14 protein-coding genes are annotated in these 15428 nt (G+C 71.4%); 1 reads left to right on the forward strand and 13 read right to left on the reverse strand.

The features are described 5' to 3' along the window. Positions 1 to 517: 517 nt before the first annotated feature. From SCA03_RS30045 to SCA03_RS30090, 10 genes are all read right to left on the reverse strand, one after another. Positions 518 to 3334, reverse strand: coding sequence for a DEAD/DEAH box helicase (locus tag SCA03_RS30045; protein ID WP_030884133.1), 2817 nt, complete (start codon positions 3332 to 3334; stop codon positions 518 to 520). 137 nt (positions 3335 to 3471) lie between these two features. Then, positions 3472 to 4425: a twin-arginine translocase subunit TatC gene (gene tatC / locus SCA03_RS30050; RefSeq protein ID WP_030884136.1), complete on the reverse strand. Its 954-nt coding sequence runs from the start codon at positions 4423 to 4425 to the stop codon at positions 3472 to 3474. 107 nt (positions 4426 to 4532) lie between these two features. After that, on the reverse strand, positions 4533 to 4820 hold the full coding sequence (gene tatA, locus SCA03_RS30055; RefSeq protein ID WP_030884139.1) for a Sec-independent protein translocase subunit TatA: 288 nt from the start codon (positions 4818 to 4820) through the stop codon (positions 4533 to 4535). A gap of 258 nt (positions 4821 to 5078) precedes the next feature. Further along, complete coding sequence (locus tag SCA03_RS30060; RefSeq protein WP_030884143.1) at positions 5079 to 5309, reverse strand: hypothetical protein; 231 nt, start codon at positions 5307 to 5309, stop codon at positions 5079 to 5081. A gap of 163 nt (positions 5310 to 5472) precedes the next feature. Then, positions 5473 to 6435 (reverse strand): helix-turn-helix transcriptional regulator, encoded by a 963-nt coding sequence (locus tag SCA03_RS30065; RefSeq protein WP_086817621.1) that lies wholly within the window; start codon positions 6433 to 6435, stop codon positions 5473 to 5475. A 15-nt stretch (positions 6436 to 6450) separates the two neighbouring features. Then, positions 6451 to 7431: a helix-turn-helix transcriptional regulator gene (locus tag SCA03_RS30070; RefSeq protein ID WP_030884148.1), complete on the reverse strand. Its 981-nt coding sequence runs from the start codon at positions 7429 to 7431 to the stop codon at positions 6451 to 6453. Positions 7432 to 7592: 161 nt separating this feature from the next. Then, positions 7593 to 7967, reverse strand: coding sequence for an FKBP-type peptidyl-prolyl cis-trans isomerase (locus SCA03_RS30075; RefSeq protein ID WP_030884151.1), 375 nt, complete (start codon positions 7965 to 7967; stop codon positions 7593 to 7595). 58 nt (positions 7968 to 8025) lie between these two features. Beyond that, a complete protein-coding gene (locus tag SCA03_RS30080) occupies positions 8026 to 9015 on the reverse strand; it encodes an FKBP-type peptidyl-prolyl cis-trans isomerase (RefSeq protein WP_051846974.1) in 990 nt (329 codons plus the stop codon). 218 nt (positions 9016 to 9233) lie between these two features. Continuing rightward, positions 9234 to 10595, reverse strand: a complete 1362-nt coding sequence (gene pafA, locus SCA03_RS30085) for a Pup--protein ligase (RefSeq protein ID WP_030884156.1) — start codon at positions 10593 to 10595, stop codon at positions 9234 to 9236. A 9-nt stretch (positions 10596 to 10604) separates the two neighbouring features. Continuing rightward, complete coding sequence (locus tag SCA03_RS30090; RefSeq protein ID WP_030884160.1) at positions 10605 to 11900, reverse strand: MFS transporter; 1296 nt, start codon at positions 11898 to 11900, stop codon at positions 10605 to 10607. Between the two features lie 63 nt (positions 11901 to 11963). Here SCA03_RS30090 and SCA03_RS30095 point away from each other — a divergent pair, with 63 nt between their 5' ends. Then, entirely contained in the window at positions 11964 to 13154 is a 1191-nt protein-coding gene (locus SCA03_RS30095) for a LacI family DNA-binding transcriptional regulator (protein WP_086817619.1), read from the forward strand. Between the two features lie 27 nt (positions 13155 to 13181). Here the strand turns inward: SCA03_RS30095 and prcA are convergent, their stop codons facing one another. The 3 genes from prcA to SCA03_RS30110 all read right to left on the reverse strand — a co-directional run bounded on the left by prcA (position 13182) and on the right by SCA03_RS30110 (position 15424). Then, positions 13182 to 13976, reverse strand: a complete 795-nt coding sequence (gene prcA / locus SCA03_RS30100; protein WP_030894692.1) for a proteasome subunit alpha — start codon at positions 13974 to 13976, stop codon at positions 13182 to 13184. 34 nt (positions 13977 to 14010) lie between these two features. Beyond that, positions 14011 to 14856, reverse strand: coding sequence for a proteasome subunit beta (gene prcB, locus SCA03_RS30105; RefSeq protein WP_030884169.1), 846 nt, complete (start codon positions 14854 to 14856; stop codon positions 14011 to 14013). 349 nt (positions 14857 to 15205) lie between these two features. After that, positions 15206 to 15424 carry a ubiquitin-like protein Pup gene (locus SCA03_RS30110; RefSeq protein ID WP_030884171.1) on the reverse strand — a complete coding sequence of 73 codons (219 nt, stop codon included), beginning with the start codon at positions 15422 to 15424 and terminating at the stop codon, positions 15206 to 15208. Between the last annotated feature and the right edge of the window lie 4 nt (positions 15425 to 15428).

The following is a 15428-nucleotide window of genomic DNA, read 5'->3' on the forward strand; positions in this document are numbered from 1 at the left end:
CCCCCGTCGCACCGGCGGGCCCCGCCGGGACGGCCACCGCCGCCAGCACCGCGGCCACGGCGGCGACCACCACGGCTCGGCGGCGCGGCACTCCTCCAGCTCCGGTACGCACATCGACCCCCAGCGGACTGCCCCGGGCACGCCGACCGCACCCGGTCCGGACCGACGCTGCCGGGCCCGCACCACGCCCGGGTGCCCGGCAGCCGACGTACGCCTGAACATCCCGCCACCGCGAGCCGCCGTCAACACCGGGCGCGCGGGGGGAAGTTCAGCGCCCGGACGCGCACGCCCCGAGCACACCCACGGGGCCGACCGCGCGGACACGGGCACCCGGCAGCCGCCCCGGACGCACGCGACCGTCACCCGGCGCCTCCGGGCCCGATAGCGCGCACCCCGGCACCCGGTCCCCAGGCTGGGCCGCCGGGGCACGGTGGGCCCCGCCGCGCGCCACCGAGCCGTTCAGGTCACGGCCGCACCACCCGCTCACGCCACACTGGCGTAGGGCCGCGCCGCCCGCTCAGGCCACGCTGGTGTACGCGACGACACCGCGCAGCATGGCGTCCACGGCCTTCCGCGCGTTCTTCGGCACCGTGCCGGCCGGCGGCGCCGCTGCCGCCAACTGCCCCAGGACGTCGATGACCTGCTTGCACCAGCGCACGAAGTCCCCCGCGGGCATGTCCGCCTCGCGCAGCACCTCGTCCAGCGGATGGCCCTCCGCCCAGCGGTACGCGGCCCACGAGAAGCCCGGATCCGGCTCGCGCTGGCCCACGCCCTCCGTCGCGGCGATCCCGAAGTCCTCCTCCAGGGCGTCCAATCGGCCCCAGATACGCACCATCTCGCCGAGCGCGGTGTGCGCCCTGCCGCCCGGCAGCTTGGGCGGCAGCGCCTCGTCGTTGCTGCGTGCCTCGTACACCAACGCCGAGACACAGGCCGCGAGTTCGGCCGGCGGCAGCCCCTCCCAGACGCCGTCCCGCAGACACTCGGCGGCCAGCAGATCCAGCTCGCCGTAGAGCCGGGCGAGCAGCCGCCCGTCCTCGGTGATCTCGTCGCCCTCCAGATAGCCCAGCTCCGACAGCAGCCGGTAGACGCGGTCGAAGGTGCGCGCGATGGTGTTGGTCCGCCCCTCGATCCGGCGCTCCAGCTGCCGGGTGTCCCGCTTGAGCCGCTGATAGCGCTCGGCCCAGCGTGCGTGGTCCTCCCGCTGGTCGCAGCCGTGGCACGGGTGGCGGCGGATCTCGGCACGCAGCCGCGCGATCTCGGTGTCGTCCGCCGCCGCCGACCGCTGCTTGCGGTGCCGGGGCGGCGTGAGGTGCCCGGCCTTGGTCCGCAGCGCGGACGCCAGATCACGCCGGGACTGCGGGCTGCGCGCGTTGAAGGACTTCGGGATGCGCATCCGCTCCAGCGGCTCGACGGGCACCGGGAAGTCCATCGCGCTCAGCCGCTTGACCTGCCGCTGCGCCGTCAGCACCAGCGGACGCGGCCCCTCCGGCTCGCTGAACCTGTCGTGGCCCCTGCGGTTGCCGGGGCCGCCGCGCGACGGGCTCGCCCCCGGATCCAGGATCAGCGCCAGGCCCGCGAACTTGCCCGTGGGCACATGGATCACATCGCCGGGACGCAGCTTCTCCAGCGCGGCGGCCGCCTGCGCCCGGCGCTGTGCCGCGCCCTGCTTGGCCAGCTCCGTCTCCCGGTCCTTCAGCTCCCGGCGCAGCCGCGCGTACTCCTCGAAATCGCCCAGGTGGCACGTCATGGAGGCGCGGTACCCCTCCAGGCCCTCCTCGTTGCGCTGCACCTGCCGCGAGATGCCGACGATCGAGCGGTCCGCCTGGAACTGTGCGAACGACGTCTCCAGCAGCTCCCGCGAACGGTGCCGGCCGAACTGCGAGACGAGGTTGACCGCCATGTTGTAGGACGGCTTGAACGAGGAGCGCAGCGGATACGTACGCGCTCCGGCCAGCCCCGCGAGCGCCCCCGGATCCATCCCGCGCTGCCACAGCACGACCGCGTGGCCCTCGATGTCGATACCGCGCCGCCCGGCCCGCCCGGTGAGCTGGGTGTACTCACCCGGCGTGATGTCCACATGCTGCTCGCCGTTCCACTTGACGAGCTTCTCCAGCACGACGGAGCGCGCCGGCATATTGATGCCCAGCGCGAGCGTCTCCGTGGCGAAGACGGCCTTGACCAGGCCCTTCACAAAGAGTTCCTCGACGATCTCCTTGAACGTCGGCAGCATCCCCGCGTGGTGCGCCGCGATGCCGCGCTCCAGGCCCTCCAGCCACTCGAAGTAACCGAGCACATGGAGATCGCGGTCCGGGATGTCGGCCGTGCGCTCCTCGACGATCTCGCGCACCCGCGCCCGCGCCGCGGCGTCGTTGAGCCGCAGCCCCGAGTACAGGCACTGCTGGACGGCCGCCTCGCAGCCCGCCCTGCTGAAGATGAAGGTGATCGCCGGCAGCAGGCCCTCGGAGTCCAGCCGGTCGATGACCTCGGCGCGGCTCGGCGTCCACACCCGCGCCCGCTGCCGCCGCTCCCGCTCGCGGTCGGCCGCCCGCTGCGGACGGCCGCGCCGCCGGTCGGCGGGCCGCACCCGGCTGTTCTCCATCCGGGCGACCCGCTCCAGATCGGGGTTGACCTCGCGCTTCTCCCCTGACTCCTCGAACAGGTCGTACATCCGCCGGCCGACCAGCACGTGCTGCCACAGCGGCACCGGCCGGTGCTCGGAGACGATCACCTCGGTGTCCCCGCGCACGGTGTCCAGCCAGTCGCCGAACTCCTCCGCGTTGGAGACCGTCGCGGAGAGCGAGACCAGCGCCACGGACTCCGGCAGATGAATGATCACCTCTTCCCAGACGGCCCCGCGGAAGCGGTCGGAGAGGTAGTGCACCTCGTCCATGACGACATAGCCGAGGCCGAGCAGGGACTTCGAGCCCGCGTAGAGCATGTTCCGCAGCACCTCGGTCGTCATCACGACGATCGGGGCCTCGGAGTTGACGCTGTTGTCCCCGGTCAGCAGGCCGACCTTGGCAGCGCCGTACCGCTTCACCAGGTCGCTGTACTTCTGGTTCGACAGCGCCTTGATGGGCGTGGTGTAGAAGCATTTGCGCCCTTGTTCGAGCGCGAGGTGGACGGCGAACTCGCCCACGATGGTCTTGCCGGAGCCGGTCGGCGCCGCGACCAGCACTCCCTTTCCTGCTTCGAGGGCTTGGCACGCCTCGATCTGGAACGCGTCCAGAGCGAAGTCGTACAGGTCACGGAACGGGGCGAGAGCGGTGGCCTGCTCAGCGGCACGCTTGCGAGCCGCCGCATACCGCTCGGCCGGGGACAGGTCGTCGGTCATCGTGTCTCCGAGCGTACCGGCCCGCACCGTCACCGCTCACGATCTTTACCGGCACATGACACAAAAGCCCAGGTCAACCGAGGTCAACGACGATCGGACGGCGGCGTACGGCGAGCGGAACGGACGCTCGCCGCCGCTCAGGTGGCGTCGTCGTACCCGTTCATCCGCCGCGGCTCGTCACCGTCGTCGTCGGAGCGCGGGGACGGCACGGCGTCGGGGGCGCCGACGGACTCCGGCGTGTGGTCGAGCGAGGACGCCTCGTCGTCGCTCAGCTCCCCGTAGGGATCGGCACGCCGCCGCCTGCGGTCGTTGAACAGGGCGATGCCGACGGCCCCGAAGTAGAGGACGACGATCGGCGCGGCCAGCGCGCACATCGTGAGCGGGTCACCGGTCGGGGTGGCGACGGCGGAGAAGATCGTGATGCAGAGCACCATCACCCGCCACCAGCCCAGCATGCGCTTGCCGGACAGGATGCCGCCGAGGTTGAGCAGCACGAGCAGCAGCGGCAGTTCGAAGGCGAGCCCGAAGACCACGACGAGCCGGGTGATGATGTCCAGGAAGTCGTCGAGCGGGATGAGGTTGCCCGCGCCCTCCGGGCTGAAGTCCAGCAGCGTCTTCGCGGCGGCGGGCAGGATCACGTACGCCAGGCAGGCACCCGCGACGAAGAGCGGCACACCGAACCCGACGAAGGAGCGCGCGTACCTCTTCTCGTGCCTGTGCAGACCGGGGGCGAGGAAACCCCACAGCTGGTAGAGCCAGACCGGCGAGGCGATGACGACGCCCGCGGTCAACGACACCTTGAGCATGATCGTGAAGGGCGCGATCAGGCCGTTGATGGTGATCTCGGCGCAGGTCTCGCCTTCCTTGGCGGCCTCACCGAAACCCTTGGTGCACCCGACCGATTCCCGGACGGGGTTCATCAGGAAGTCGGCGATCTGCTTGTAGTAGATCATCGCCACGACGGTGACGACGAGCACCGCCAGCACCGACTTCATCAAGCGATTGCGCAACTCCCGCAGGTGCTCCGCAAGGGGCATCCGCCCTTCCGGGTCCTTCCGCGGCTTGCCCTGGTTGCGGGCCGACTTGAGCAACCCTCGTCCTCAGTCTCGAAGTGTCGGATACGGCTGACGGCTGCGGCACGCGCGCCGTCCGGCCGTCGGGAGACGGTCCCGGACCGGCCGTACAGGAGCTGGGTGGATCAGCTCTTCTGCTGGTTCGGCTCGGTCACGGGCCGGGACGTGGACACATCGCCGGGGGCGGCCTGGATCGTGCGGGCGGACTGCTGGGCGTCGCCGGACTTGGCGGCGTCCGTCTCGCTCTCCGCGCCGGAGCCGCCCTCCTTCTTCATCTGCTTGGCCTCGCTCTTGAGGATGCGGGCCGACTTGCCGAGCGAACGGGCCATGTCCGGAAGCTTCTTGGCGCCGAACAGCAGCAGGATGACCAGGATGATCAGTACGATCTCCAGGGGCTTCAGATTGCCGATCATGTGCCACTACCTTCTCGCCGGGGGACGTGTGTCCTTGCCTGCCTGTGTTGCGGACTGGCTGCGCCGCGCTGACGTGCTGGCAGCGATCGTAACCCTGCGGAGTGAACACCGGGCAATCCCCGTGCATCCGTCCGATTGCGGCTCCAGCCGTCGCCGACGCGGCATCGAGTTCGCAAAACAGCGTACCCCCGGAACATCCGGACCAGGAGACCGCCTGCCACCACCCGTCGGAGCCCGGCGGCCCCGCCCGCGGTGGCGCTATGTCTCGTAAGGGTCTTGCGTCTCGCCGGAGCCCGCTCCCCGCGAGGCCCGCGCCGCCAGCGGGAGCGCCGCACGCTCCAGGTTCTCGGCCGCCTTGGTGATCCGCTCCGAACCGTCCCCCACCGCGCGTGAGAAACGGCGCACTTCGAGCCCGACGCGTACGGCGAGCACCCCGAGCACGGCGATCCCGCAGAAGGCGAGCGCCAAGAACACCATCGGCCAGAGCATGGGGGAAGCCTAGTGCCTGCCGGGCCCCGCCCCTGCCCCCGGGCCCGCGCGCGAAGAGCGGACCGGCCGGACCGGGCGCTCCCCGGTCACCCCGGCCGGGCGGACCTCACCGGGCCCGCCGCGCCGCCCCGGCCGGACCCGGCGAGGACACCGGCGGAAGCGCTCACTCCCCGTAAGCGGCAAGGGCCTTGCGTGCGGCGTCCCGTGCGCTCTCCGCCAGCTCCACCGGCGCCGTGATGCGCCCGTCCCGGCCCAGCCGCAGGGCCAGCCGGCGCAGCGAGGCGGGCTCCGGCGTCCGCAGGGTGATGCGCAGCCCGCCGTCGGACAGCTCCTCCGCGCTGTCGTGCGGGTAGTACTCCGCGACCCAGCGCCCACCGGGCCCGACCTCGACGACGACCTCCGGGTCACCGGCGGCGGGCTGGACCAGGCCGGCGCTCAGATCGCGCGGCTCGATCGCCGGCGGGTCGGCGCGCTCGTCCAGCAGCTTGATCTCGGCGACACGGTCCAGCCGGAAGGTGCGCCGTGCCTCGGACAGATGGCACCACGCCTCCACGTACGTGTGACCCACGGCGAACAGCCGGATCGGGTCGACCTCGCGTTCGGTCAGCTCGTCCCGGGCCGGCGAGTAGTACCGCAGCCACAGCCGGCGCCGCTCGGCGATCGCCCGGTCGACGTCGGCGAAGACGCCGCCCTCGGACTCGAACGTCACCGAGAGCCGGGCGCTGGCGCCGGCGTTCTCCCCGGCCGCCGTCTCCAGCTTGGCCGTGGCCCGCTGGAGCGCGTCCCTGTCGCTCTCGCGCAGGCCCGGCAGCGTCGCGACGGCGCGCGCCGCCACCAGCAGCGCCGTGGCCTCGTCGGCCGCCAGCCGCAGCGGCTGCGCGGTGTCGCTGCCGAGGGTCTCGGCGTTCCGCCACCAGATGCGCTCGCCGTCGGTGTCGATCTCCAGCAGATCGCCGCCGCGGAAGCTCGTCCCGCACATCGGCAGCACGTTCAGATCGGAGATCAGCTCGTCCGCGCTGATGCCGAAGGCACGGGCGACCTCCTCGACCCGGGCGCCCGGCCGGTCCTTCAGATAGGTGACCAGCGAGAGCATCCTGCGGGTCTGGTCGATGGCGTTGGCTGCCATGCGTCGCTTCTCCCCTCAGCCCTGGGCCACGGCACGCAGCCGGTCGACGACATCGGCACGCAGCTCGTCCGGCCCCAGCACGACCACGTCCGGGCCGAACTCGACCAGCCAGGCGTCCAGCCCGTGCCCGTACGGGATCTCCAACTCGTCCCAGCCGTCGCCCCGTTCGCACACCGAGAGCGCCCGGGCCCGCAGCGGATAGCCGGCCCCGCTGCGCAGCTTGATACGGGCCGTGGCGGTGGCGCTCTCCCCGGCCCAGCGCTCGACGGTCTCGCGGACCGTCACCTGATCGGGTACCGGCGCGGTGAAGGCTCCCGCGCGCGAGCGCACGGCCGAGGTGATGCGCGAGAGCCGGAAGACCCGCTCGGCCTTCCGGTCGCGGTCCCAGCCGGCCAGGTACCAGTGGCCGCGCCAGCACTCCAGCGTCCACGGTTCGACCTGGCGGCGCTCGGAGCGGGCGGCGTTCGACTTGCGGTACTCGAAGACGACGAGCCGACGGTCGCGGCAGGCGAGCATCAGCGGCTCGAACGCCGCCTCCCGCGCCGGGATATGGGGCTCCAGCGTGCTCAGCCGGCCCTCCGTGCGCTGCTCCGGCACCGTCACACCCGGCATGCCCCCGGCGGCGTGCAGTTTCTGGAGGGCGCCGCTGGCCGCCGAGGCGAGCCGTGCCTGCTGCCAGACCCTGGCCGCCAGGCCCAGCGCGGTGGCCTCGGCCGCGTCCAGCGTGATCGGCGGCAGCCGGTTGCTGTCCCGGCGGGCGACATAGGCGACCTCGCCGTCGAGATTCTCGACCGTGTCGATGACGAGCCCCAGCTCGCGCAGATCGTCCTTGTCCCGCTCGAACATCCGGTTGAAGGACTCTTCGTGCTCGCCCTGGCCGAACGCCTCGACGTACGCCTCGATGGACTGGCGCAGCTCACGCTTGGTCAGCGGGCGCCGGGCCCCCAGCAGGCACAGCGCCAGATTCATCAGCCGCTCGGCCTTGGCAATCGCCATGGGTACCCTCTTGCCCTCTCTCCTGCTTGTCCCGGCCGGGGCCCCGGGAGCCTCCCCCCACGGTGCAGCCGGCAGTCGACCGTACCGCCACGGCGACGAACCGCAAAAGCCGGGAGCCCCGCCGCTGGGCGGGGCTCCCGGCCGAAGGACGTCCCTGCGTGTCAGACGGCGACGAGATCGCAGACGAAGATCAGCGTCTCGTTCGGCTTGATCCGTCCGCCGCCCGCGCCGCGCTCACCGTAGGCGAGGTGCGCGGGGATGGTCAGCCGACGGCGCCCGCCGACCTTCATGCCCTGGACACCGCGGTCCCAGCCGTCGATGACCTGGCCGGCGCCGAGCTGGAACTGGAGCGGCTTGCCCCGGTTCCAGCTCGCGTCGAACTCCTCACCGGTGGAGAAGGAGACTCCCACGTAGTGGACGGAGACGTTGTCCCCGGCCTTCGCCTCGGGGCCGTCCCCCTCCCACAGGTCCTGGATCTCGAGGTCGGCCGGCGGCTCGCCCTCGGGGAAGTCGACCTCGGGCTTGTCGATGCTCACGAAACTGCTCCTACGGAAGAATCTGAAGGACAACCGCGCCAGTCTGTCACGGAAGCGATCACTTCACGTCGACGACGTCCACCGAGAAGACGACCCCGGACTTGAAGCGGTCGCGCTGCTGCTTCGGGAACTCGCTCTTCGGCACCGACATCACCACGCGGCTGCCGGCCTTGGCGCCCTTCAGCCCGTCCTTCCAGCCCGGGATCTGGGCCACCGGGATCTCCTGCGGAGCCCCGCCCTGTGCCCAGGTGTCGTCCAGCTGCTTGCCGCCCTTCCACAGCTTCGCGGTGAAGTTGGCGGTGACCGACTTGGTCTTGTCGGTGACCTCCTTGCCGTCACCCTCGATGATCGTCTCGCTGATCAGGTCGTCCGGCGCCTCCTCCTTGCCCTTGGGCATCTCGATGGAGGGCGCCTTGTTCTTCTCGATCTTGGTGGAGACCTTCGGCAGGTCGGGGTTCTGCGGCTTGTCCGTGGGCTTGCCGTCGATCGTGCTCGGCATGATCTTCTTCAGGTCCACGACGAAGACCAGGGTCGAGTCCCCCGGGATCGTCGGCGGCTGGCCCTGCTTGCCGTACGCCAGGTCCGGCGGGGCGACGATCTCGACACGGCTGCCGAGCTTCTTGCCCACCAGGGCCTCGTCCCAGCCCTTGATGACCTTGCCGGTGCCGAGCTGGAAGGTGGCCGGCTGCTTGCGCTTCCAGCTGTTGTCGAACTCCTTGCCGTTCCACAGCTGGCCGACGTAGTGCGCGTTCAGCGCGTCACCCTTCTTGACCTTCTGCCCGTCGCCCTCCTTGAGGACCTTGACCTTGAGGTCCTTGGGCGGGTCGCCCTCGCCCTTCTCGATCTTCGGCTGCTTGTCCAGCGACCCGCTGACGCCGGGAGGCGCGCCCTTGGCGTCGTCGGAGCCGTCGTCGGAACCGCAGGCGGCGGCCGACGCGATCAGCAGCGGCACGGCGACGGCGGCGGCGGTGCGCCGCAGGGCCTTGCGGGAGAAGCGGGAGGAGGTGTGGGGGGTGCGAGGGGTCGAGTCCCCGGGGAGTTGCAACATGTGTCCACTCGTTGTTTTGAGGGGGTGTCCGGGCAGTTCTGACAGCCTACGGCCACCTCCCGGCACCCTGGCCACCCACGACACGTAAGGACCCCGCCACGCGTCAACATGTGCTTGACGCGGAACGGCGCGGGGCCCCGGGACCGTCCCGTCCCGTGGTGTCCCCGCGCCGTCACACCGTGTGCGGCGGGTAGTGCGCCGCCGGAGCGCGCTGAGGCTCACATGCCCGCGATGAGCTTCTCCACGCGTTCGTCGACCGAGCGGAAGGGGTCCTTGCACAGCACCGTGCGCTGCGCCTGGTCGTTGAGCTTCAGATGCACCCAGTCGACGGTGAAGTCCCTGCGCTGCTCCTGGGCCCGGCGGATGAAGTCCCCGCGCAGCCTCGCGCGCGTGGTCTGCGGGGGGATCGACTTGCCCTCGAAGATCTTCAGGTCGTTGCAGATCCGGGCCGCCCTGCCGCCGCGCTCCAGCAGGTAGTACAGCCCACGGCGCCGGTGGATGTCGTGGTAGGCGAGGTCTATCTGCGCGATGCGCGGGTGCGACATGGTGATGTTGTTCTTGTTCCGGTACCGCTCGATGAGCTGGTACTTCATCACCCAGTCGATCTCGGTGTTGATCCTGTCCAGCTCCTGGGTGCGGATGGCCTCCAGCGAGCGCCCCCACAGCTCCAGCACCTGCTCGACCCGGCCCGTGCGGATGCCGCGGCGGTCGCAGAAGTCCAGGGCCTTGTCGAAGTACTCCTGCTGCACCTCCAGCGCGGACGCCTCACGGCCGCTGGCCAGCCGCACCTTGCGCCGGCCCGTGGTGTCGTGGCTGACCTCCCGGATGGCCCGGATCGGGTTCTCCAGCGTGAGGTCCCGCATCACGGTGCCCGCCTCGATCATGCGCAGCACCAGGTCGGTGGCGCCGACCTTGAGCAGCATGGTCGTCTCGGACATGTTGGAGTCGCCGACGATGACGTGCAGCCGGCGGTAGCGCTCGGCGTCGGCGTGCGGCTCGTCGCGGGTGTTGATGATCGGGCGGGAGCGGGTCGTCGCCGAGCTGACGCCCTCCCAGATGTGCTCGGCGCGCTGGCTGACGCAGTAGACGGCGCCGCGCGGCGTCTGGAGCACCTTGCCGGCGCCGCACACCAGCTGCCGCGTCACCAGGAACGGGATGAGCACATCGGCCAGCCGCGAGAACTCCCCGTGCCGGGCCACGAGATAGTTCTCGTGGCAGCCGTAGGAGTTGCCCGCCGAGTCGGTGTTGTTCTTGAAGAGATAGACGTCGCCCGCGATGCCCTCCTCGTGCAGGCGGCGTTCGGCGTCGACGAGAAGACCTTCGAGGATGCGCTCACCGGACTTGTCGTGGGTGACCAGTTCGGTCACGCTGTCGCACTCCGGAGTGGCGTATTCCGGGTGCGAACCCACGTCCAGGTACAGGCGCGCGCCGTTCCGCAGAAAGACGTTGCTGCTGCGGCCCCATGACACAACACGGCGGAAGAGGTACCGCGCCACTTCGTCGGGGGACAGACGGCGCTGTCCCCGGAACGTGCATGTGACGCCGTACTCGTTCTCCAGCCCGAAGATTCGGCGGTCCATGACTGAACATTACGCCCGATGGCCTGATCTGAAACCGGGTTCGGCGGCACCGTTCCGATCGTTTTCGGCACCTTCGGCGGGGGTTGACACACCGCCGGGACCTGCGGTGAGGCCCCCGGCGACCGCCGCGTCCGGGGGCCTGAGCGCGGGCGCGGCGAGCAGCAGCACGAGCAGCGCGCAGGCGCCCGCGAGCCCCGGCAGCGCGAAGCCCCACGCCGTGCCGCCCCGCTCGACGACCGGGCCCGCGACGGCCGTTCCCAGCGAGGAGCCCACCATGAAGGTGGTGACGAGCCAGGAGAACGCCTCCGTCACCGTGCCGCGCGGCGCGTGCCGGTCCACGACGACGAACGCGCACGCCAGCGAGGGCGCGAGGAACAGCCCTGCCACGGCCGCCAGTCCGGTCATGGCGACGGCTCCGGGCCTCAGCAGCAGCGGGACGTAGCAGACGGCGAGGAGCGCCACGAGCACGGTCAGCCGCCGCTCCGGCGTCCCCGTCCACTGCCGCGCCCCGTACACGGTCCCGCCGACGAGGCCGCCGAGCCCCAGCCCGGCGAGCAGCCAGCCGTACGCCGTCTCGCCGCCGTGGCCGTCGGCGTAGGAGACACCGGCGACGTTGATGGAGCCGATCGCCGCGCCCACGCACAGATAGGCGCCCAGCAGCGCGAGCAGCCCCGGCGAGCGCAGGGCTCCGAGCCAGTGCGCCTCGCGCTCCTGGGAGCGCCACCGGCGCGAGGGCTCGGAGATCACCACCGACAGCGCGCCCAGCACGCCCAGTCCGTTGGCGAGCAGCAGCGCCGCACGCTCCGACCACAGCGCCACGCTGCCGGTGACGAGCAACGGGCCGACGGTGAACATGACTTCCTGGGCGACCGCGTCCATCGCGTACGCGGTGTGCACGCTCTTCTCCTCGCGCAGCACGCTCGGCCACAGTGCGCGCAGGCCGCCCTCCAGCGGCGGTGTGGTCAGCCCCGCGAGCGCGACGGACACCCAGGGCAGCACGGCCGCCTCCGGGTCGCCGCACGCGAACACCGCCATGGCCAGCGCCGAGACGACGGCACCCGGCAGTTGGACGCGGGGCTGCCCGTACAGGTCCACGAGCCGGCCGAGCAGCGGCTGGCCGACGGCGTTCGTCACGCCGTACACCGCCGCCAGCGCCCCGGCCAGGCTGTACGAGCCACCGGCCGCCCGCACGTACAGCACGATCGCGATGGGCGCCACCGCGTTCGGCAGCCGGCCCACCAGCGTCCCCACCAGCAGCCGCGCCGCGTGGCGCGTCCGCAGGATCTCCCCGTACCCGGACGCCATGCGTACCCCCCTCCCCCGCTCCCGCGGGCACGTTGTACGTATAACGAGCGGCTCATACGTACCATGTGCCTGACCGCGAGTCCATCGGGTTCCGCGCGACGACCGGGAGGAAGAGTGGCCGTGCCACAGCGGGACGCGGCGGGTCCGCGCCCCACCAGCCGCGACGTCGCACACGCGGCCGGCGTCTCGCAGGCCACGGTCTCGCTCGTCCTCGGCGACAAATGGCGCGGACGCGTCGCCGAACCCACGGCCGAGCGGGTCCGCGCCGCCGCCCGCACGCTCGGCTACCGCCCCAATCTGGCCGCACGCAGCCTGCGCACCGGGCACACCCGCACGGCGCTGCTCGTCGTCCCGGCGCTCACCAACGACTTCTTCGCCGGGGTCTACACGGGCGCCGTCGAGGTCGCCTCGGCGCACGGTTTCGGCCTGGTGCTCTACCCCTCGCCCACGGGCATCGCGCCCGCGCGCGACCCGTTCGCCTCCGCACGGGCGGCGCTGGACGGCGTGATCGCCTCCTCCATGGCCGTGGAGTCCCTCGCGGAACTGCGCGCCGGCGGGCTGCCGCTGGTGATGCTGGACAGCGACGCCTCGGACACCGCGACCGTCAACTTCGACATCGCGGACGGCATGCGCCAGGTCGCCCGCCATCTGCTGGCGCTGGGCCACCGCCGCATCGCCCACGTGGCCTCCGCCGTGGACTCCTGGACGTTCGCGGTCCGCGCCCGCGCCCTCGCCGGGGCGGTGGCCGGATCCGGCGCCCGGCTCGTGCGCACGGAGCGCTGCGAACTGTCCGTCCCCGGCGGCCTGGCGGCGGCCACGCGCGCGCTCGCGGGTGTGCCGGGCCCCGACGCGCCCACGGCTCTGGTGTGCGACGACGATCTGCTGGCCGCCGGCGCGCTCAAGGCCGCACGCCGGCTCGGGCTGCGCGTACCCGAGGACGTGTCGGTCACCGGCTTCGACGATCTGGCGCTGGCCCGCGCCGTGGAGCCGGAGCTGACGACACTGCGACTGCCCGCCGCGGACATGGGAGCGGCCGGAATGCGGGCCCTGCTGGCCGAACTGGCGGAACGCCCGGGGTCGTCGGGCCCGTCAGCGGCCCCGGCAGCGACGCCGACGGCGGCCTCCGCCTCCTCGGCACCGTCCGCCCCGCACGACGCGGAGGCCCCGGAGAGCGAAAAGGAGGGCGGCCGGGAGACGGTGCTCCCGGTCACCCTCCTTGCCCGTGCTTCGACGGGTCCGCCACCGACGCCCTGAGACGGCGGTGCACGGCGCCGGCACGGGCTACGACTCGCCGTCCTCCCCGGTGCCCTCTCCGGAGGTGTCCTCGGCGCCCGAGGCGGCCGAAGAAGAGCCCGAGGAAGAGCCGGAGGACGAGGAGCCCTCCTCCAGCAGCCGGGTCACCTGGGCGGCCGGGACGCGCTTGAACTTGCGCTTCTGCGGACGCGTGCGGTCCAGCACCGCGACCTCCAACTGCTCGGCGGTCAGCGTGCGTTCGCTGCCGTTGCTGTCCCGCCCGAGTGCCTCGGCACCCAGCCGCAGCGCCTCGCCCAGCGACATGCCCTCGCGGTGCCGCTGGTCCATGTAGCTGCCGATCGGGTCCGAGTTGCCGCCGACCGCGACCGATCCGTGCTCGTCCACGATCGAACCGTCGTGCGGCAGCCGGTAGATCTGGTCGTCCTCCGGGGCAGCGCCCACCTCCGCAACGATCAGCTCCACCTCGTACGGCTTCTCCGAGTTGGCCGAGAAGATGGTGCCCAGCGTCTGGGCGTAGACGTTCGCGAGTCCGCGCGCGGTCACGTCCTCGCGGTCGTAGGTGTACCCGCGCAGATCCGCGTAACGGACGCCGCCGATACGGAGGTTCTCGAACTCGTTGTACTTGCCGACCGCGGCGAACGCGATCCGGTCGTAGATCTCGCTGACCTTGTGGAGCGCGCGCGAGGGGTTCTCGGCGACGAACACGATGCCGTCCGCGTACTGCAACACGACCACACTGCGACCGCGTGCGATGCCCTTGCGGGCGTACTCCGCGCGGTCGGCCATTGCCTGCTGGGGTGACACATAGAACGGCGTCGACACCGGCTATCCGTCCCTTCCTGTCCGTATGAGCGTCTTAGGAGACAGGGGCCTGCGGCCCGTTGGGCAGCTGGAGACGGCCCTCGTAGACGGCCCGCGCCAGCTCGGAGACCTCCTCCTCGCCCAGCCTGCGGTAACCGTCCTCGGTGATCACCGAGACGACCGGGTAGATACGGCGGGTCATGTCCGGGCCGCCGGTGGCCGAGTCGTCGTCCGCGGCATCGTAGAGGGCCTGGATGACCACCGTGGCGGCCTGCTGCTCCGAGAGGTCCTCGCGGTAGAGCTTCTTGAGCGAGCCACGCGCGAACACCGAGCCGGAGCCGACGCCGGCGAAGCCCAGCTCCTCCGAACGCCCGCCCGTGACGTCGTAGGAGAAGATCCGGCCCTTGCGCCGCTCCACGTCGTACCCGGCGAACAGCGGGACGACGGCCAGCCCCTGGAGGGCCATGCCGAGATTGCTGCGGATCATCGTCGAGAGGCGGTTCGCCTTGCCCTCCAGGGAGAGCGTCGAGCCCTCGACCTTCTCGAAGTGCTCCAGTTCGAGCTGGAAGAGCTTCACCATCTCGGTGGCGAGCCCGGCCGTGCCGGCGATGCCCACGGCCGAGAACTCGTCGGCCGGAAAGACCTTCTCGATGTCGCGCTGCGCGATGACGTTGCCCATCGTCGCCCGCCGGTCTCCTGCGAGCACCACCCCGCCGGAGAAGGCGATGGCCACGATCGTCGTGCCGTGCGGCGCCTGGACGGCGCCCTCCACCGGCGGCAGCGCCCTGTTGCCGGGCAGCTGATCGGGCGCGTGCGCGGACAGGAAGTCCATGAACGACGACGATCCCGGCGTCAGGAAGGCAGCAGGTAGACGCCCGGTGCTACGAGTTTCGGCTTCCACACGTTTCCTTCCACATAGGCGGTCGCATGCCGACTGGCGTGCGGCCGGTCCTCGAACTGCCCCAGCGCTGCGTGACAGCTGAAGCACGTACGCTCCGGACCCTACCTGCCCCGTGATCGCGAGCCACATGCTCCGGCGAATGCGGCGGTTGCCGAACGGGCCGGACCCGCCGGATCCGCCGAACTCGCTACCGTGCGGGGCCTGTAGCATGCCGCGGCCGCTTTCGCCCGCGGTGCGCGCCCGACGGGCCGGTGAGCCGGGATGACGATGGCGCTGTGGTTCCGCCCTTTCGAAGACGCCTCGCTGCGCGAGGGAGAACCACAACGCCATCCGCGTTCACATGTATGGATTACTGGCCGCCCTTTTGGACGAAACTCCGGACGAAGTCCTCGGCGTTCTCTTCGAGTACGTCATCGATTTCGTCCAGTACCGAGTCCACGTCGTCCGACAGCGCCTCCTGGCGCTCCTTGAGGTCCTCGGAAGCCTGCGCGTCCTGCGTCTGCTCCTCGGTCTCCTCGGTGTGACGTGTGGCCTTCTGCTGTCCGCCGCCGGTGTCCTTGGTCGCCATTACC

The sequence above is a fragment of the Streptomyces cacaoi genome (assembly GCF_006539165.1).
GTDB classification, from domain to species: Bacteria; Actinomycetota; Actinomycetes; order Streptomycetales; family Streptomycetaceae; genus Streptomyces; species Streptomyces cacaoi.

Excerpts from the sequence above, each read along its gene's own strand:
- SCA03_RS30045 (WP_030884133.1), bottom strand. The coding sequence starts at position 3,334 with ATGACCGACGACCTGTCCCCGGCCGAGCGGTATGCGGCGGCTCGCAAG.
- tatA (WP_030884139.1), bottom strand. The coding sequence starts at position 4,820 with ATGATCGGCAATCTGAAGCCCCTGGAGATCGTACTGATCATCCTGGTC.
- SCA03_RS30060 (WP_030884143.1), bottom strand. The coding sequence starts at position 5,309 with ATGCTCTGGCCGATGGTGTTCTTGGCGCTCGCCTTCTGCGGGATCGCC.
- SCA03_RS30065 (WP_086817621.1), bottom strand. The coding sequence starts at position 6,435 with ATGGCAGCCAACGCCATCGACCAGACCCGCAGGATGCTCTCGCTGGTC.
- SCA03_RS30070 (WP_030884148.1), bottom strand. The coding sequence starts at position 7,431 with ATGGCGATTGCCAAGGCCGAGCGGCTGATGAATCTGGCGCTGTGCCTG.
- SCA03_RS30080 (WP_051846974.1), bottom strand. The coding sequence starts at position 9,015 with ATGTTGCAACTCCCCGGGGACTCGACCCCTCGCACCCCCCACACCTCC.
- pafA (WP_030884156.1), bottom strand. The coding sequence starts at position 10,595 with ATGGACCGCCGAATCTTCGGGCTGGAGAACGAGTACGGCGTCACATGC.
- SCA03_RS30090 (WP_030884160.1), bottom strand. The coding sequence starts at position 11,900 with ATGGCGTCCGGGTACGGGGAGATCCTGCGGACGCGCCACGCGGCGCGG.
- SCA03_RS30095 (WP_086817619.1), top strand. The coding sequence starts at position 11,964 with ATGTGCCTGACCGCGAGTCCATCGGGTTCCGCGCGACGACCGGGAGGA.
- SCA03_RS30110 (WP_030884171.1), bottom strand. The coding sequence starts at position 15,424 with ATGGCGACCAAGGACACCGGCGGCGGACAGCAGAAGGCCACACGTCAC.